Below are 17,421 nucleotides of genomic sequence, written 5' to 3'. Positions count from 1 at the left end.
CTGCAGCCGCTCGCCGTGCGTGGTCATCGTCACCACGACCTCGCCCGCCGGGTCGACCGCAGAGCGGCGCGAGCTGCTGCTGCCCGACCTGGCCAGCCGCTTCTCCCGCCCCTCTGCGGTCGATCCGGCGGGCGCGGTCGCGGTGACGGGGTCCGTGGTGGTGCCGGTCATGCGCGTGCCGCCCCGTAGACCTCGTAGGCCCCCGCGACTCCGCCGCCCACCGGCACGGAGGCGCCCGCGCGGCGCAGCACCGCCTCCAGCGCCGCCAGGGTGGTCAGCACCGCGTCCGTCCGGGCGTTGTAGCCCATCGTGCCGATGCGCCAGATCTTCCCGTGCAGCGGCCCGAAGGACGTGCCGATCTCGATGCCGAAGTCGGCGAGCATCTCCCCGCGCACCGCATCACCGTTCACGCCCTGCGGGATGCGCACCGCGACGACGTTCGTCATCTTGTGCCCGACGTCGCCGAACACCTCGAGATCGAGGCCGCGGACTCCGGCGAGCATCGCCGACCCGTGCAGCGTGTGGCGGGCGACCGTCTCGTCCAGGCCCTCCTCGACGACGATGCGGGCGCACTCGCGCGCGCCGTAGAGCATCGTGGTCGCCTCGGTGTGGTGGTTGAGGCGGCGCGGCCCCCAGTAGTCGAAGATCATCCCGAGGTCGAAGTAGTTGGAGCGGACGCGGCGGGCGCTGACAGTGTCGCCCTCGTCGCGGATCCCCGCCTCGATGCTCCTGCGCGACTCGATCACCGCGACGGCCTTCTCCGAGAAGGTGACGGGAGCCGATCCGGACGGGCCGCCCAGGCACTTCTGGAGCCCCGCGGTGACCGCGTCGAGCCCGAGCTCGTCGGTCGCGAAGGCGTTGCCCGCGAGGGAGGCGGTGACGTCGGTGTAGAAGAGGGCGCCGTGCTTCTCGCAGAGGGCGCCGAGCTCTTCCAGCGGCTGCGCCATGGTGGTCGACGTGTCGCCGTGGACCACGGCCAGCATCTTCGGCTTCACCCGGGCCAGAGCCTCGGCGATCGCCGAGACGGGGAAGACCTGCCCCCACTCGGCCTCGATCACGTGCACCTCCGCGCCGCAGCGCTCCGCGATCTCCCGGAGGAGGTGCCCGAACCGCCCGAAGACCGGCACGAGCACGCGGTCGCCCGGCTCCAGCATCGAGACCAGCGCCGCCTCGATGCCCGCACGGCTCGTGCCGTCGACGAGCATCGTCTTCTCGTTGCGGGTGCGGAACACCTGCCGGTACAGCTCCTGCGTCTCCGTCATCGTCGCCGTCATGAACGGGTCGTACTGCCCGACCAGCTGCGCCGACATCGCACGCAGGACGCGCGGATCCGCGTTGATCGGGCCCGGCCCCATCAGCAGGCGCGGCGGCGGATCGACGGGGAGGAACGGTGCGGGCGCGGTCATGGGCCACCTCTTCACGAGCGGGAGAGAAACAGTCGTTTCACCCGGAGAGCCTATGCGACGGACGTTTCGCCGGTGTTTCGCGGTGTGGCGGGGGTAGAGATTCTCGACAGACGCTCCTCCACAGACGTCTTCCGGAAGCGGGTCCTCCCGATCGGGCGCACCTGCGGCCCGCGTGTCGGTGGTCGCTGGTTCAATACGAGTATGGCGGATGGGATGCGGCAGGGACTCGAGGAGGTCCGCGCCCTCGGCGACCGCGCGGCGCTGCTCGCCCGCTCGGCGGCTCCGCTCCACCTCGCCTCCGCCGAGGCGCTGCACGAGGCGTACAGGGCTGCTCTGCGTCGCCCGGAGGCGTTCGCCCGCGGCAAGTCTCCCGCCGAGTCGCGCGACCTCGTGGAGCGCTCCGTCAGGGCCCAGCTCGCCGTCGCGCTCGCCGTGTCCGAGCGGGTGGCCGCGCGCGACCTCGAGCACGCCCGCCTGCTGGTCGACCACCTGCCCTGCACGCGCGCCGCGCTGGCCGAGGCGCGGTGGCGCTGGGAGGCGGGGCAGATCATCTGCGGAGTCGCGGCCACCCTGGCGCCGGCCACCCTCCCGGAGTTCGACGAGCGCGCCGCGGGACTGGCCGCCTCGATGACGCCGACCCAGCTGCGGCGACGCCTCGCCCGGCTGCGGGACGAGCTCCACGAGAGTCCTCTGGCCGACCGGCACGCCCGCGCTCGGGAGGACCGGTCGGTCCGGGTCTCGCCCGAGCAGGACGGCATGGCCACGCTCTGCGCGACCCTCCCCGCTCCGGCAGCGTTCGGTGCGCTCGCGCGGCTCGACCGGATCGCCCGCGCCCTCCGCGACGGGAGCGGTGCAGCGGAGGAGCGCACGCTCGCGCAGCTGCGGGCCGACGCCCTGGTCGACCTGCTCTACGACGGCGACGTGTCCGGCACGGCGCCGGGCGACGAGCGGCCGCGCACGTCCGTCCGCGGCATCAGGGCCGAGGTGCGTCTGACCCTCGCCGCGAGCACCGGGGTCGGGCGGGACGAGACGCCCGCGGAACTGGACGGCTACGGCCTCATCCCGGCCGACATCGCGCGAGCTCCTCGGAGCCGACTCGGCCGTCACCCCGGCGCTCACCCATCCGAGCACGGGCGCCGTGGTCTCCGTCGGACGCACGCACCGCCTCCCTCCCCCGCGGATGCGCCTCGCCCTCCAGCTGCGCGACCGGACATGCCGCTTCCCCGGCTGCACCCGGCCCGCGGCGACCGCCGAGGCCGACCACACGCTCGAGTGGCGTCACGGAGGCGCCACCGCCCTCGACAACCTGGCGTCGCTCTGCGTCGCCCACCACCACGTCCGCCACGGCGACCGCTGGACCTACACGCTCCACCCCGACGGATCGGCCGACTGGATCACCCCCACGGGCCGACGCGTGGTCACCCGTCCACCCGATCCGCCCGCGCCGCCAGCCCCGCCGCGGCGCAGGCCGAGCTTCAGCGATGCGCCGCCCCCGTTCTGACCGCGGGACATGCTGCGCTCCTGCGGGCGCGGGATGCCCCCCACCCGCACTCGGAGCGCGCCCTCAGAGCGCGCCGGCCAGCTCCAGGAGCGCGAGGTCCGATCCGCGTGGCCCGACCAGGCAGAGCCCCACCGGAGCGCCGCCGACACTCGACCGCGGCACCGACAGCGCCGGATACCCGCCGATCCCGGCGACGCAGGTCAGGCCGAGCGTCGCCGTCCGCGCCGCGTCGATCGCCTCGGCCGACGCATCGAGGGCCGGCGCCACCGACGACGTCGACGGCAGGAGGAGCACCCGCCCCTCGAGCGCACGGTCGAGCGCCTCCCGGAACCCCGCGACTCGCGCCCGCGCGGCCGCCTCCGTCTGCTCGTCGACGAGCGAGGCCGCGTCGAAGCGCGCCTGGACGTCCGCCGCCAGCACTCCCGGATGCGCCGCGACCCACGAGCCGCTCGACCGCCACGCCTCCGCCGCCTGCACGAGCCGGAACGCCTCGAGCATCTCCGCCACGGGCGGCAGCTCGACCTCGTCGGCGCTCATCCTCCCGACCGCCGATCGGAACGCCGCCCGGACGGCCGCGTCCACTCCGCCCAGCAGTGCCGGCGCCACCGCGAGACTCCGGACCGGCGGGCCGGACGGCAGGCAGACCTCGGCCACCCGCCTCAGCGTGCCGAGGTCCCGCGTCAGCCACCCGACGGTGTCGAAGCTCGGCGCCAGCGGCAGCAGCCCCTCGACGGGCACTGCACCGTGGGTCGTCCTCAGCCCCCACAGGCCCTGGTAGGAGGCGGGTACCCTGATCGATCCCGCGGTGTCGGTCGCCAGCCCGACGGCGGCCTGCCCGAGCGACACGGCAGTCGCCGGTCCGCTCGACGATCCGCCCGGGATCGCTCCGGGCACGGCCGGATTGGGCGGCGTCCCGTAGCCGGAGTTCCGGCCGGCGATGCTGTAGGCGAACTCGTCGGTCTGAGCGATCCCGCGCACCGACGCTCCCGCTGCGAGCAGCTGCGCGACGGCCGGAGCGGTCGCCGCCTCGATCGGCGCGGAAGCGAGGCGGGCCGGCACTCCCGCGCCGATCCGCTGGCCCTCGATCGCGAAGAGGTCCTTGACCGCGACGTCCAGTCCGTCGAGGGTCCCGGAGCCGGCGGCCGGCACGAGCGGCGCGCCGACGGCCCGCCAGACGCGGGGGTCCAGCGCGGGCGAGGGCGCCTGCACCTGCGCGGCGCGCACCCGCCAGGTCCCGCCCTCCCGCGACCACAGCTGCGTGACGAGCCCGCGCCCGCCACGGGCCGGAGCGTTCACGCTGACCACGAGCGCCGTGCCCGCATCGACCGCCCGCACGTGCAGCTCCACCAGCTCCCGCACCGGTGCCCCGCCGCGACGACCCCGGAAGCCGGTGATCACCGCGTGGCCGACGAGCAGCCCGGAGGCGTCGCCGCGGAGCGTCGTCGGCGCGTCGACGAACGCGTCGGCGAGCGCCGCGACGTCGTCAGCCCCGAGCGCCGCCTCGTACGCCAGGACCGCGTCCACCAGCCCGTCCGGCAGGTCGCCCTCGAGCGTCGTCACCCGCGGGTCAGTCATCGAAGTCGGCCGTCCGGACGCGGGCGTGCACGCCCTTCACCAGGTCGACGACCTGCGAGATGTCGAAGTCGGTCGCCGCGCTGAGGTAGGCGTAGGCGTGAGCCGGGTCCATCCCGTAGCGGGCCGCCAGCAGCGCGATGGCCGCGCGGACGCACTTCTGCACGGCGACGTCCAGGTCCTCGTCCATCCCGGTGGGCACGAGGAACTCGCCGGTCTCCCCCATCGGCCCGAGCAGCTCCCCGAACGCCGCGATCGCCTCGGCGCGCGGGACGACCTCCAGGCGCACCCGGACGCGCAGGCTCGCCTCCATCGCCGTCAGCGCCACCTCGCCGTCGCCCTGCGCGAAGTGGGGATCGCCGACGTACGCGAGCGCGCCCGGGACCTGCACGGGAAGGTAGAGGCTGGTTCTGGCGGTCAGCAGTGCGATGTCGATGTTGCCCCCGTGCGCACCGGGCGGCACGGAGTGCGGGCGCTCCTCCCCTGCGACGGCGACGCCCATGATCCCGAGGAACGGCCGGAGCGGGAACCGGGCTGCCCGCTCTCCTCCCGGCACCAGCGGGATCACGCCGCGGAGACCGCCCTGCGCGTCCTCGTCGACGCGCGCGAAGACGCTGAACGGCCCCTCCTGCAGCGGGTACTCGCCCGGCAGCGCCCCGCGGCCGTGCCGGTTCGAGACGACTCCGTACGGCACGCGCGGCTCGGCCTCGAGGAGGGTCATCCGGAGCAGGTCCCCCGGCAGCGCTCCCCGGACCGCGATCGGCCCCGTGACCACGTGCGGCCCGTCCGTCTCGCCGTCGCGGAACGGCCCGTCCGCGGCGAGCGCGACCGCGTCGCGCAGCACCCCCTCCGGAGCGACTCCGTGGCGGCCGAAGAAGGCGACCGGATCGCGGCCCTGATCCTCCAGCACGCCCTCGTGGCTGAGCGTGTCGATGACGACCTCGGCCCCCGAGTCGACGGTGAGCACGGGCGCGTCCGCCGCGCACGGCAGGCGCCCCCACAGCACCGAACCCGGTTCGGCCGGCAGGTAGTCCACCCCCGGCGGCACTCCCTCACCGGGCTGCACCGCCCACTCCGTCCACCGCATGCGCGTCCGCCTCCCGCGCGGCCCGTCCGCGCCGTCCGACCCTAACCGCGCCGTGTTTCGAGCATGTGCACGCGTGTGCCACGATTCTCCAGACCCGCCCCCGACGACAGGACTCCCGTGTTCCGACGCCTGCGCACCCGCTCCGAGGGCGCGACCCTCGGCCTGATGCTCGCCCTCACCTTCTCGACCGGCATCATCGACGCCGTCGGGTACCTCGGGCTCGACCGCGTCTTCGCCGGCAACATGACCGGCAACGTCGTCATCCTCGGCATGGCCCTCTCCGGCGCGGCCGACCTGCCCGTGGTCGGGCCCCTGATCGCGCTGGGCGCCTTCATGATCGGCGCCGTGATCGGCGGCCGGGTGCTCCGCCCGGTGAAGAAGGGCTGGACCTCGCGCTCGACCTGGCTCTTCGCGGTGGTCGGCATCCTGCTCGGCGTCCTGGCGATCGTGCTCGCGGTCGTGCCTGAGCACCCCGAGCCGCTCGCCTTCACCGTCACCGGCGTACTGGGCGGGGCGATGGGCCTCCAGGCCGCGACCGCCCGCCACCTCGCCGTCAAGGACGTCACGACGGTCGTCGTCACCTCGACGATCACCGGCCTCGCTGCGGACTCCCGCCTGGCGGGTGGTTCCGGTCAGCCGTGGTTCCGCCGCGCGGCGGCGATCGTCCTGATCGCCGCGGGTGCCGGAGTCGGCGCGCTCGCCCTGCTGGTCGGACTCTGGCTCGGCCTGGCGATCGCCGCCGTCATCACGCTCGTCGCGACGCTGCTGGGCGAGCTCGTCGTCCACTCCCGGTACGCTCCGGCGCCCGCCGACTCCGCCGCCTGAGGCGGCGCCTTCCGGTGCCTCAGCGCGGCAGCTGCTGGCAGTGCGGGCAGAGGTGCGAGGAGCGGTTCATGAACGGCACCCGCACGATCGCCTCGCCGCACCGGGCGCACGGCTTCCCCGTCTGCCCGTAGGCGTGCAGGCTGTGCGAGAAGTAGCCGGAGGCGCCGTTCACGTTCACGTACTGCGCATCGAAGCTGGTGCCGCCCTCGGCCAGCGCCCGCTCGAGCACCGAGCGGACCTCGGCGAAGAGGCGGCGGATGCGCGCCTCGCCGAGCGACGAGCTCGGCCGCTCCGGGTGCAGCTCCGCCGCCCACAGCGACTCGTCCGCGTAGATGTTCCCGATGCCGCTCACCAGCGTCTGGTCGAGCAGCGCCCGCTTGATCCCGCTGCTCCTCCTCGCCAGCGACGCGACGACCGAGCCCAGGTCGAAGGAGGGGTCGAGCGGATCGCGGGCGATGTGCGCGACCTGCGAGGGCACGGCGCGCAGCCAGCCGCCTCCGCGGGCCTCCACGCCCGCGTAGCCGCCCGGCGCTCCGTCCGGGGTCGGCACCAGAGCGTCGACCGCCATCGAGCCGAAGATCCGCTGGTCGACGAAGTGCAGGGCGAGCTCGCCGTGCTCGGGGTGCTCGATCCCGATCCGGATGCGCGCCAGCCGCGGCAGCGCCGCATCCGCCGTGCGCAGCAGCACCTGACCGCTCATGCCGAGGTGCACCAGCAGCGCCTCGTCGCGGCCGGCGGGCAGCCAGAGGAACTTGCCTCGCCGCACCGCCGCTTCCAGCGTGCGCCCGACGAGCAGGCGCTCGAAGGTCCCGTGCGGATGCACGTGCCGCTTCAGCGAGCGCTCGTCGACGATCTCGACGCCGGTCACCAGGGAGCCGGTGACCGCGGGAGCGAGGCCCGCCCGCACCACCTCGACCTCGGGCAGCTCGGGCACGGTCAGTCCGAGACCGCGGGAGCGGCGGGTGCGCCGGGGGCCGCCAGACGCGTCCACGCGTCGAGCGCGGCGGCCATCTCGGCCGCCTTCTTGCTCGTCCCCTCGCCGCGGGCGGTGACGAGTCCGCCGACGATCACGGTGGCGACGAACACCTTGTTGTGGTCGGGGCCGGTGGCGGCGATCTCGTAGCGCGGGGCCGGCGCACCGCGCTCGGCGGCCGCCTCCTGGAGGCTCGTCTTCGGGTCCATCGAGACGCCGAAGCGGAGCGGATCGGCCCGCAGAGGGGCGATCAGGCGCAGCACCAGGTCGCGGGCCGCGTCGGGGCCGGTGCCCAGGTAGACGGCGCCGATGATGGCCTCGACGGTGTCGGCGAGGATCGACGCCTTGTCGCGGCCGCCGGTCAGCTCCTCGCCGCGTCCGAGGCGGAGGAACTCGCCCAGGCCGATGCCGCGGGCGATCTCGGCGAGCGCGACGGTCGAGACCAGGCTCGCCCGGCGCTTGGCCAGGTCGCCCTCGCTGAGGGCGGGGTACTCGGTGTAGAGCATGACGGTCACGGCCTGCCCGAGGATCGAGTCGCCGAGGAACTCGAGGCGCTCGTTGTGCGGGATGCCGCCGTGCTCGAAAGCGAACGACCGGTGCGTCAGGGCGAGCTCGAAGAGCTCACCGTCGAGGCTCACGCCGAGCGTGGCCTCCAGACGCGACCGGTCGTCGCTGGAGGATCGTGCGGAGGTCTGGTTCACCATGGACCGCGGTCCGTTCGTCGAGGGGCGGTGCGCCCCGCGCCGTGCGGACCAGGAGCGGGATCAGACGTCGGCGACCTTGCGGCCCTTGTACTCGAGGAACAGCGCGGTGCCCGCGGAGTCCTCGACGACCTTGGCGCGGTGGGGAAGGCTGTAGACGACCTTGCCGTTCTCGATGGTCTTGACGAGGGTGGGGACCTCGGCCTTCCACTGCGAACGACGGGCGTGGGTGTTCGCGCGGGACTTCTTCCTCTTGGGAACAGCCATGATTCTCTCTTCTCTACCTCTAGTCGGATTCGGTGCGGGCGGTCGCGCCCTCACCGCTGTCTGCGGAAGCTCTGTCGGTGGAAGCTCCGGGCGCTGCGGCCCCGCCGTCCCCCTCGCTCAACCCTGCGAGCGCGGCCCACCGGGAGTCGCGCGGCGCCTCGGGTTCGGGCGTGGAGGAATCGGCCAGCCGCTCCCCCGTGACGGGGTCGAGGCCCGGACAGTCCGGCCGGCAGACCGGCTGGAACGGCAGCGACAGAACCACCGCATCCCTGACCAGAGGTTCAAGATCCACGTGGTCGTCGTGAACCTCATAGTCGAAAGCTTCGTCAGAAGAGTACGCGAAAAGTTCCTGGAACTCGACATCGACAGGCAGGGAGATGTCGGTCAGGCACCGGCTGCACTCGCCGTCGGCCCTCGCCGACACCTCGACACTGGCCAGGATCCCCTCGTGCACGGACTCGAGCCGGACGTCGAGATCGACGGCCGATCCCTTGCGGACCGCGACGATCCCCTCGCCGAACTGCTCCGGCGCCTCGAGCTCGAGGCGGTGCTCGCGCATCTCGCCCGGTCGCCTCACGAGGTCGCGCACGTTCACGGTGAACGGCGTCTTCTTGAAAGTAGTCACGAGGGTCCAGCCTACCCCTCCCGGCCCCCTCCGGGGCCGGAGGGGCCGGGAGGGGCGGAGTCCGGGCTCAGGCGCCGCCGGCCTCCAGCGTCACGTCGATCGGCGCGTAGTCGGCACCGCTCGTGTCCACTCCCTCGTCGGCGAGCTCCGCGAGCGCCTTCTCGATGTACTCGTTCGAGTAGGCGGTGGCGGGCGGGTCCGCGCTGATGATCGTCGCGCCCGTCTCGTTCTCCGTCTCCTTCGCGATGTCGACCGTCTGCTGCCACGCGGCCTCGTCGATCATCCCGACGCCGCTCGTCGAGGGCCAGATCAGCTTGTTGACCTCGTTGGTCATCCAGAGCTGGTGGCTGGTGCCGAGCGTGGATCCGGCCGCGGTGACGATGTCGGCCGCCGCCTGCGGGTCGTCCTTCGCGAAGATCCAGCCCTTGATCGAGGCCTTGATGAAGGCGACCGTCTGCTCGGCGTACGCGTCGTCGTCGGCGAGCCTGCCCGCGTCCGCCCAGATCGCGTCCTGGAGCATCGCGGTCCCGATGTCGTTCCAGCTGATGACGTTCAGGTCGTCCGGCCGGTACAGCTCGCCTGTGGCGGGGTTCACGGTCTCGAGGACCTGGGCGTACTCGTTGTAGGTCATCGCCTGGGCCGCGTCGATGTCGCCCGCGAGGAAGCCGTTCATGTCGAACTGCTGCTGCACCAGCGAGATGTCGTCGAGGGAGACGCCGTCCTTCTGCATGCCGGCGAACAGCTCCCACTCGTTGCCGTAGCCCCAGCTGCCCACGCTCTTCCCGGCCAGGTCGGCCGGCGAGGTGATCCCCTTGTCCTTGAAGGAGATCTGCGTGGTGGCGCTGCGCTCGAAGATCTGCGCGACGTCGGTGATCCCGGCCCCCTGCTCGATCGAGCCGAGGACCTTGGGCACCCAGGAGATCGCGTAGTCCGCGTCGCCCGAGGCGAGCACGTCCTGGGGGACGATGTCGCCGCCTCCCTCGGCGATCGTCACGTCGAGGCCCTCGTCCTCGTAGTAGCCCTGGTCGAGCGCGGCGTAGTACCCGGCGAACTGCGCCTGGGCCACCCACTGCAGCTGCAGGGTGACCGGCGTGAGGCCGCCGGAGCCGGAGTCCGACCCCGGGTCGGAGCCGCCGGAGGCGCTGCAGCCGGTGAGCGCGAGGACCACGGCCGCGAAGGCGGCGGTCGTCGTCAGGGTGATGCGGGTGCGTCTGGTCACGGGTCCTCCTGGTGCGGTCTGCGGGGTCGCCGGTGCGGCGCGCCCGTGGTGCGGCGGTGCAGGTGGTGCTGTGGTGCAGGTGGCGCTGTGGTGCGGATGGTGCGGATGGTGCGTCGGGTGGAGTCGGGAATCGGGAATCGGGAATCGGGAGGATCGAGAAGGGTGCGGGGACGCGCGGCGCCGCGCTCAGCGCAGCCGGCTGCGGCGCAGCGCGAACGCCTCGAGCGCGGCCGTCACGCAGTAGAACGCGAGGCCGACGAGCACGGCGCCCAGGACGTAGGCGTAGGCGAGCGCGTAGTCGCTGCCCGAGGCCGCCGTCGTGATCGACTTGCCGAGCCCGCCCACGGGTCCGCCGAAGTACTCGGCGACCAGCGCCGAGATCACCGCGAGCGAGGAGGCGATGCGGAGCCCTGTGAAGACGTAGGGCACCGCTCCCGGCAGCGTGATCGTGCGGGCGGTCTGCCAGGGGGTCGCCGCGTAGGCCTTCAGCAGGTCGCGGTGCACCGGAGCGGCCTGCCGCAGCCCGCGCAGCGTCGTCACGTACACCGGCACGAACACGGCGAGCGCCGCGACGAGCTGCCTCGCGGTCTCGGCGTTCGCTCCGAACATCGTGTAGAGCACCGGAGCGAGGGCGACGATCGGCACGACGGCGGCCGCGGCCACGATCGGCGCGACCAGTCCGTCGAAGACCCGCGCGAGCGCCGAGAGTCCGGCGACCACGACCGCCAGCACTGCGCCGACCAGCAGGCCGACCAGCGCGTTGCGGCCGGTCACCGCGCTGCCCTCGGCGACGGAGCCGAGGTTCGTGGCGAACTCCTGTCCGATCGCCAGCGGCGACGGGAGCACGAACGGCTGGATCGCCAGAGCGGTGACCCCGGCCTGCCAGAGCAGGACCGCGGCGATCCCGAGCACGAGCGGCGCGAGCACGCTGCGCGCCAGCGCCGTCGTGCTCACCGGTTCTCCACTCCGCGCGGCACGGCGGCGGGATCGCCGTGCAGCAGCTCGCGCACGGCGCTCACGTCGCGGAAGAACGCCGTGTCCTCCCTGACCGCCGCGTCGCGCTCGGATGCTCCGGGGAGTCCGACCGGGAGGACGTCGCGGATCCTTCCCGGCCGCGGCGACATCACCACGACGCGGTCCGAGAGGAACACCGCCTCCGGGATCGAGTGGGTGACGAAGACGACGGCGGCGCCGGTCTCGCGCCGGATCCGCAGCAGCTCCGTCTGCATCCGCTCGCGGGTCATCTCGTCGAGCGCCCCGAACGGCTCGTCCATGAGGAGCAGGCGCGGGCTCTCGGCGAGCGCCCGCGCGATGGCGACGCGCTGCTGCATCCCGCCGGAGAGCTGGTCCGGGTAGGAGTCGGCGAAGTCGCCGAGCCCGACCAGCGCCAGCAGCTCGTCGACGCGCGAGCGCCGGGCGGTCGCGGCGACGCCGTGCAGCTCCAGCGGCAGGGCGATGTTCGCCCGGATCGTGCGCCACGGCAGGAGGCCCGCCTGCTGGAACGCGATCCCGTAGTCCTGGTCGAGCCTCGCCTGCCGGGCCGTCTTGCCGAACACGGCGATCGAGCCGGAGTCCGGCTCGTCGAGGTCGGCGATCAGCCGCAGCAGCGTCGACTTGCCGCAGCCGGACGGGCCGATCAGCGAGACGAACTCCCCCGCGGCCACCTCGAGCGAGACGTCCTGGAGCGCCGTGACGCTCGCGGCGCGGGCGGTGGTGAAGGTCCTCGTGACCGAGTCGACGACGACCGCGGATCCTGCAGTGCTCATGCGGGCTGCTCCCCTCGGCGGTACGGACGGAGGAGGGTGCCGAGCAGGGCGACGGCGCCGGCGGCCGCGAGGCCCACCAGCACAGCCCCGAGGATCGGCGCCCAGGGCTTGGCGGGGTCGCCTCCGGCAGCGGAGGCGAACTCGATGATCATGCGGCCGATCCCGCCGCGCAGGCCGATCGAGACCTCGGCGACGATCGTGCCGACGACGGCGCTGACCGCTCCGAGCCGGAGGGCCGGCAGCAGGTAGGGCACGCTCGCCGGGAGCCTCAGGCGCACCAGCGTCTTCCACCAGCCGACGCCGTACACGTGCATCAGCTCGACCTGGTGGGCCGTCGGCGAGCCGAGCCCGCGGAGCGCCCCGATCGAGACGGGGAAGAACGCGAGGTAGGAGGCGATCAGTGACACCGACATCCAGTTCTCCCAGGTCACCGGTCCGAGCTCGAGCTGCGACCCCCAGCGCCGCACCAGTGGGGCGATCGCGATCAGGGGCACCGTCTGGCTCAGCACGATCCAGGGCAGCACCGCCGACTCCGCCGTGCGGAACCGCTGCATCAGGAGAGCCAGGAGCAGTCCGACGACGGTGCCGACGACCCAGCCGACCGCGGCGATCCCGAGCGAGAAGGCACTCGCCCCCAGGACGGCCGACCAGAGCGCCGGGGCGTTCCGCGCTCCGGTGACCGGCTCGCCGAGCCGGGCCGCGATCTCCCAGAGGTGGGGCATCGCGATGGCGCTCGTGCGCGGGAGCACCGTGACTCCTCCGACGACCACCCCGGCCTCGGGCCCGAGCGCCTTCCAGCCCTCCCACACGAGCGCGAGCAGGAGGAGCCCGCCGGCGCCGAGCACGAGCCCGCGCGCGAGGGCCGGTCTCATGCGCGGGCCACGATGTGCTCGCGCAGCTCCGGGATGACCCGCTCGCCGTACACGCGCAGCGTCTCCTCCTTGTTGTCGTGCTGGAGGTATCCCGCGAACTGCGTCACGCCGATGTCGGCGAGCGCCCGGAGCTTCTCGACGTGCTCGTCCGCCGTGCCCAGCACGCAGAAGCGCTCCACGATCTCGTCCGGCACGAAGGCGGTGTGGCTGTTGCCCGCGCGGCCGTGCTCGTTGTAGTCGTAGCCCTCGCGCCCGGCGATGTAGTCCGTCAGCGCCTGCGGCACCGCTCCGGAGGCGCCGTAGCGGCCCACGATGTCGGCCACGTGGTTGCCGACCATCCCGCCGAACCAGCGGCACTGGTCGCGCATGTGCTCCCGGTCGGTGCCGATGTACATCGGCGCCGCGACGCAGAACTGCAGCGACTCGGGATCCCGGCCGGCGTTCGCCGCCGCCTCCTTGACGGCGCCGATCATCCAGCGCGCGATGTCCACGTCGGCCAGCTGCAGGATGAAGCCGTCGCCGACCTCGCCCGCGAGCTTCAGGGCGAGCGGGCCGTAGGCGGCCACCCACATCTCCAGGGACGAGCCCCGGCTCCACGGGAACTGCAGCGTCTGGCCGTTGTACTCGACCGGACGGCTGTTGGCGAGCTCGCGGATGACGTGGATCGACTCCCGCAGCGTCTTGAGCGTCGTCGGAGCTCCTCCGGTCACCCTCACCGCGGAGTCGCCGCGGCCGATCCCGCACACCGTGCGGTTCCCGTACATCTCGTTGAGCGTCGCGTGCAGCGAGGCGATGACCGTCCAGTCGCGCGTGGCGGGGTTGGTGACCATCGGGCCGACCGTGATCCGGTGCGTCCTCTCGAGGATCTGCGAGTAGATCACGTAGGGCTCCTGCCAGAGCAGGTGCGAGTCGAAGGTCCACGCGTAGTCGAAGCCGTGCGTCTCCGCGAGGACGGCGAGCGCGACGGTGCGCGAGGCGGGCGGGTTGGTCTGGAGGACGACTCCGAAGTCCATGGGGTTCCTTCTGCTCGATCAGGTGCTGGCTCGGATCGGGTGCCGGCTCAGATCAGGTACTGGCTCAGACCGCGCGGGATGTACGCCCCGTCGCCCTTCGTGCCGACGTAGGAGCCGTCGTCGACGACGACCCTGCCGCGGGAGATCACCGTGTCGACGTGGCCGTCGATCTCGAAGCCCTCCCAGGCCGAGTAGTCCATGTTCATGTGGTGGCTGCGGCCCTCGCCGATCCCGATCGAGGTGTGCCCGCTCGGGTCGTAGACGACGACGTCGCCGTCGGCCCCGGGCTGGATGACGCCCTTCCTCCCGTACATCCCGAACATCCGCGCCGGGGTGGTCGAGGTGAGCTCGACCCAGCGCGGCAGGGAGATCTGCCCCGACACCACGCCCTGGTACATCAGGTCCATCCGGTGCTCCACCGAGCCGATGCCGTTGGGGATCTTCGAGAAGTCGCCGATCCCCATGTCCTTCTGGCCCTTCATGCAGAAGGGGCAGTGGTCGGTCGAGACCATCTGGATGTCGTTGGTGCGCAGCGACTGCCACATGTGGTGCTGATGCCCCTCCGCCTTCGAGCGCAGCGGCGTGGAGCACACCCACTTCGCGCCCTCGAAGCCCGGCGCGCCGAGCTGCTCCTCGAGCGAGAGGTAGAGGTACTGCGGGCAGGTCTCGCCGAAGACGTTCATGCCGCGGTCGCGGGCCTGCGCGATCTGCTCCACCGCCTGCTTCGCGGAGACATGGACCACGTACAGCGGCGCGCCGGTGAGGTCGGCGATCATGATCGCCCGGTGCGTCGCCTCCTCCTCCGCCTGCCAGGGTCGAGAGGTGCCGTGGAAGTACGGCGCGGTGTTCCCGGCGGCGAGGGTCTGCTTCACCAGTTCGTCGATGAGGGCGCCGTTCTCGGCGTGCATCATCATCATCGCGCCGTTCTCCGCGCCCTTCTGGAACGCCCGGAGGATCTGCCCGTCGTCCGAGAGGAACACGCCCTTGTAGGCCATGAACAGCTTGAAGCTGGTCACCCCCTCGCGCATCAGCTCGTCCATCGCGACGAGCGAGGAGTCCTGCACGTCCGAGAGGATCTGGTGGAAGCCGTAGTCGATCGCGCAGTTGCCGGCCGCCTTCTCCTGCCACGCCTGGAACCGGTCGACGACGCTCTCGCCCGGGTACTGCACCACGAAGTCGACGATCGACGTCGTGCCGCCCCAGGCCGCGGCGCGCGTGCCGGTCTCGAAGGTGTCCGAGGCGGAGGTGCCGCCGAACGGCATCTCCATGTGCGTGTGCGCGTCGATCCCGCCCGGGATCACGTACTTGCCGCTCGCGTCGATCACCCGGTCGACGTGGGCCGCCAGGTCGAAGCCCAGCAGCGTGGAGCCGGGGGCGAGGACGGCGGCGATGGTCTCGCCGTCGATCAGGACGTCAGCGGCTCCGGTGCCGGTCGCGTTGACGACCGTCCCGCCGGTGATGAGGGTCTTCATCGGTCTTCCCCGTCTCGGTCTGCGGTCACGGCTTCGGGATGCTGGTGTACGACTCCGGCCGGCGGTCCCGGTAGAACTGCCAGTCGTCGCGCATCTCCTGCACCATGTCCATCTCGAGGTCGCGGATCAGGATCTCCTCGGCCTCGCCCGAGCCCCGCTCGCCGACGAACTCCCCGCGCGGATCGATGATCTGGCTTGTGCCGTAGAAGTCGACCGCGAGGTCGCCGTACTCGTTGTCCTCCCGGCCGACGCGGTTGGGCTGCAGCACGAAGTAGCCGTTCGCCACCGCGGCCGCCGGGCCCTCGACCTCCCAGAGGCGGTTCGACAGGCCGGGCTTGGTGGCGTTGGGGTTGAAGACGAGGTGGGCGCCGTTCAGGCCCAGCTCCCGCCAGCCCTCCGGGAAGTGGCGGTCGTAGCAGATGTGGACGCCGACCTTGCCGACCGCGGTGTCGAAGACCGGGAAGCCGAGGTTCCCGGGCCGGAAGTAGAACTTCTCCCAGAAGCGGTCCAGGTGCGGGATGTGGTGCTTGCGGTACTTGCCGAGGATCGTCCCGTCGGCGTCGACCACGACCGCGGTGTTGTAGTAGACGCCGGTCTGCTCCTCCTCGTAGATCGGGAGGATCATCACCACGCCCAGCTCCTTCGCGAGGGCCGCGAAGCGCTGCACGATCGGCCCGTCGGCGGGCTCGGCGTAGCGGTAGTACTTCTTGTCCTGGGTGATGCCGAAGTACGGGCCGTAGAACAGCTCCTGGAAGCAGACGATCTGCGCGCCGTCGGCTGCGGCGTCCCGGGCCATCCGCTCGTGCTTGTCGAGCATCGACTCCTTGTCGCCGGTCCAGGTCGTCTGGGTGATCGCTGCGCGGACGATGGTCATCGGTACCTCCATGCTCGGGCGTCCCTGTCCGGCTCCGGTCGTGCTCCGCCGGGCGGTGCGGAGCCGGGGACGTGGACCCACTGTGGTCCCCGCCGGGCCCGAAGGCAATGACGGACCGTCCGGCTCCGGGGACAGGGCTTCATCGTCGGGGTTCGACGTTTCCCCGGTGTTTCCGGCGCGGATCCGCAGCATTAAGGCTCGCCGGGGGAGGAATCCGTCGGTGCCGCTAGCGTGGGCGGATGCGCATCACGATCCTGGCCGGAGGCGTCGGCGGCGCCCGCTTCACCTCGGCGGTCCGCGAGCACCTCCGCGATCTCGAGGCCGCCGGCGGCGAGGCGAGCGAGATCACCGTCGTCGTCAACACCGGCGACGACATGTGGCTCACCGGCCTCAAGGTCTGCCCCGACCTCGACTCGATCACCTACGCGCTCGGCGGAGTGAACGACACGGAGCGCGGCTGGGGGCGGGCCGGCGAGAGCGAGCGGGTCTCGGCCGAGCTCACCGCCTTCGGCGTCGGCTGGCCGTGGTTCACCCTGGGCGACCTCGACCTCGGCACCCACATCGCCCGCAGCTCGATGCTGCGCGACGGCCTCACCCTCTCGGAGGCGACCGCGCGGATCACCGCCCGCTGGCCGCTGGGGGTCCGCCTGCTGCCGATGTCGGACCAGGACGTCGAGACCCACGTCGAGGTCGACCTTCCCGGCGAGGGCGTGCGGCTCCTCCACTTCGAGGAGTGGTGGGTGCGGCTTCGGGCGTCAGCGCCCGCGCGCCGCTTCGTCCAGCAGGGGGTGGAGAGCGCCCGCCCCGCCCCGGGCGTGCTGGAGGCGATCGCCGACACCGACGCGGTGCTCGTCGCCCCCTCCAATCCCGTCGTCTCGATCGGCACGATCCTCGGAGTGCCCGGGATCGCGGACGCCCTCCGCCGGACCTCCGCACCCGTCGTGGGCGTCTCCCCCGTCATCGGAGGCGCGGTGGTGCGCGGCATGGCCGACGCCTGCCTCGCCGCGATCGGCGTCGAGACCTCCGCCGAGGCCGTCGGCCGGCACTACGGAGCCCGGAGCGGGGGCGGCCTCCTCGACGCCTGGCTCGTCGGCGAGGAGGACGCGGACGCGGTCCCGGCGCTCGAGTCGGCGGGGCTCCGCGCCCGCTCCGTGCCGCTCTGGCTGACCGGCCGGGACGCCTCCGTGCGGCTCGCCGCCGACGCTCTCGCCGCCGCGAGGGGCTGAGCGGAGCCTCCTCCCGGGGCCG

The 17,421-nt window shown here is 72.7% G+C and carries 17 protein-coding genes; 3 read left to right on the top strand and 14 right to left on the bottom strand.

What is annotated here, in order from left to right:
• Window positions 1-167: 167 nt before the first annotated feature.
• Window positions 168-1,406, bottom strand: a complete 1,239-nt coding sequence (locus C5D36_RS11870; RefSeq protein ID WP_258062933.1) for an alanine--glyoxylate aminotransferase family protein — start codon at window positions 1,404-1,406, stop codon at window positions 168-170.
• Between the two features lie 1,138 nt (window positions 1,407-2,544).
• On the opposite strand from C5D36_RS11870, the gene C5D36_RS11865 reads away from it, so the two are divergent.
• Window positions 2,545-2,907 carry an HNH endonuclease signature motif containing protein gene (locus C5D36_RS11865; RefSeq protein WP_104295905.1) on the top strand — a complete coding sequence of 121 codons (363 nt, stop codon included), beginning with the start codon at window positions 2,545-2,547 and terminating at the stop codon, window positions 2,905-2,907.
• A gap of 63 nt (window positions 2,908-2,970) precedes the next feature.
• On the opposite strand, the gene C5D36_RS11860 is transcribed toward C5D36_RS11865, so the two are convergent.
• Window positions 2,971-4,482, bottom strand: a complete 1,512-nt coding sequence (locus C5D36_RS11860; protein WP_104295904.1) for an AtzH-like domain-containing protein — start codon at window positions 4,480-4,482, stop codon at window positions 2,971-2,973.
• Window positions 4,475-5,566, bottom strand: coding sequence for an acetamidase/formamidase family protein (locus tag C5D36_RS11855; protein WP_104295903.1), 1,092 nt, complete (start codon window positions 5,564-5,566; stop codon window positions 4,475-4,477). The genes C5D36_RS11860 and C5D36_RS11855 overlap by 8 nt, the downstream gene beginning before the upstream one ends.
• A gap of 117 nt (window positions 5,567-5,683) precedes the next feature.
• Between C5D36_RS11855 and C5D36_RS11850 the strand changes: the two genes are divergently transcribed.
• Entirely contained in the window at window positions 5,684-6,391 is a 708-nt protein-coding gene (locus C5D36_RS11850) for a YoaK family protein (protein ID WP_308471295.1), read from the top strand.
• 19 nt (window positions 6,392-6,410) lie between these two features.
• Here C5D36_RS11850 and mutM read toward each other — a convergent pair whose 3' ends face one another.
• The 11 genes from mutM to C5D36_RS11795 form a co-directional block, all read right to left on the bottom strand.
• Window positions 6,411-7,325, bottom strand: coding sequence for a bifunctional DNA-formamidopyrimidine glycosylase/DNA-(apurinic or apyrimidinic site) lyase (gene mutM, locus C5D36_RS11845; RefSeq protein ID WP_104260999.1), 915 nt, complete (start codon window positions 7,323-7,325; stop codon window positions 6,411-6,413).
• Window positions 7,326-7,327: 2 nt separating this feature from the next.
• The gene (rnc, locus tag C5D36_RS11840; protein WP_104295901.1) at window positions 7,328-8,068 is read right to left on the bottom strand and encodes a ribonuclease III; all 741 of its coding nucleotides are present in this window, start codon (window positions 8,066-8,068) and stop codon (window positions 7,328-7,330) included.
• 60 nt (window positions 8,069-8,128) lie between these two features.
• Window positions 8,129-8,332 carry a 50S ribosomal protein L32 gene (gene rpmF, locus C5D36_RS11835; RefSeq protein WP_104223482.1) on the bottom strand — a complete coding sequence of 68 codons (204 nt, stop codon included), beginning with the start codon at window positions 8,330-8,332 and terminating at the stop codon, window positions 8,129-8,131.
• A gap of 19 nt (window positions 8,333-8,351) precedes the next feature.
• Window positions 8,352-8,891, bottom strand: a complete 540-nt coding sequence (locus tag C5D36_RS11830; RefSeq protein WP_104226701.1) for a DUF177 domain-containing protein — start codon at window positions 8,889-8,891, stop codon at window positions 8,352-8,354.
• Between the two features lie 133 nt (window positions 8,892-9,024).
• Entirely contained in the window at window positions 9,025-10,176 is a 1,152-nt protein-coding gene (locus C5D36_RS11825; RefSeq protein WP_258062932.1) for an ABC transporter substrate-binding protein, read from the bottom strand.
• 186 nt (window positions 10,177-10,362) lie between these two features.
• Window positions 10,363-11,130 (bottom strand): ABC transporter permease, encoded by a 768-nt coding sequence (locus C5D36_RS11820; protein WP_104295900.1) that lies wholly within the window; start codon window positions 11,128-11,130, stop codon window positions 10,363-10,365.
• On the bottom strand, window positions 11,127-11,942 hold the full coding sequence (locus tag C5D36_RS11815) for an ABC transporter ATP-binding protein (RefSeq protein ID WP_104234205.1): 816 nt from the start codon (window positions 11,940-11,942) through the stop codon (window positions 11,127-11,129). The genes C5D36_RS11820 and C5D36_RS11815 overlap by 4 nt, the downstream gene beginning before the upstream one ends.
• Window positions 11,939-12,814, bottom strand: a complete 876-nt coding sequence (locus C5D36_RS11810) for an ABC transporter permease (RefSeq protein ID WP_104234204.1) — start codon at window positions 12,812-12,814, stop codon at window positions 11,939-11,941. The genes C5D36_RS11815 and C5D36_RS11810 overlap by 4 nt, the downstream gene beginning before the upstream one ends.
• The gene (locus C5D36_RS11805) at window positions 12,811-13,827 is read right to left on the bottom strand and encodes a TIGR03842 family LLM class F420-dependent oxidoreductase (RefSeq protein WP_104223478.1); all 1,017 of its coding nucleotides are present in this window, start codon (window positions 13,825-13,827) and stop codon (window positions 12,811-12,813) included. The genes C5D36_RS11810 and C5D36_RS11805 overlap by 4 nt, the downstream gene beginning before the upstream one ends.
• A gap of 47 nt (window positions 13,828-13,874) precedes the next feature.
• Window positions 13,875-15,299: a dihydropyrimidinase gene (hydA, locus tag C5D36_RS11800; RefSeq protein ID WP_104234202.1), complete on the bottom strand. Its 1,425-nt coding sequence runs from the start codon at window positions 15,297-15,299 to the stop codon at window positions 13,875-13,877.
• Window positions 15,300-15,324: 25 nt separating this feature from the next.
• Window positions 15,325-16,173, bottom strand: a complete 849-nt coding sequence (locus tag C5D36_RS11795) for a nitrilase-related carbon-nitrogen hydrolase (protein ID WP_104223476.1) — start codon at window positions 16,171-16,173, stop codon at window positions 15,325-15,327.
• A 239-nt stretch (window positions 16,174-16,412) separates the two neighbouring features.
• Between C5D36_RS11795 and cofD the strand changes: the two genes are divergently transcribed.
• A complete protein-coding gene (cofD, locus tag C5D36_RS11790) occupies window positions 16,413-17,399 on the top strand; it encodes a 2-phospho-L-lactate transferase (protein ID WP_104234201.1) in 987 nt (328 codons plus the stop codon).
• The last annotated feature ends 22 nt before the right edge of the window (window positions 17,400-17,421 follow it).

The organism is Rathayibacter sp. AY1C6, from assembly GCF_002931535.1.
GTDB lineage: Bacteria > Actinomycetota > Actinomycetes > Actinomycetales > Microbacteriaceae > Rathayibacter.
This window is presented reverse-complemented; position numbering and strand designations above follow the sequence as displayed.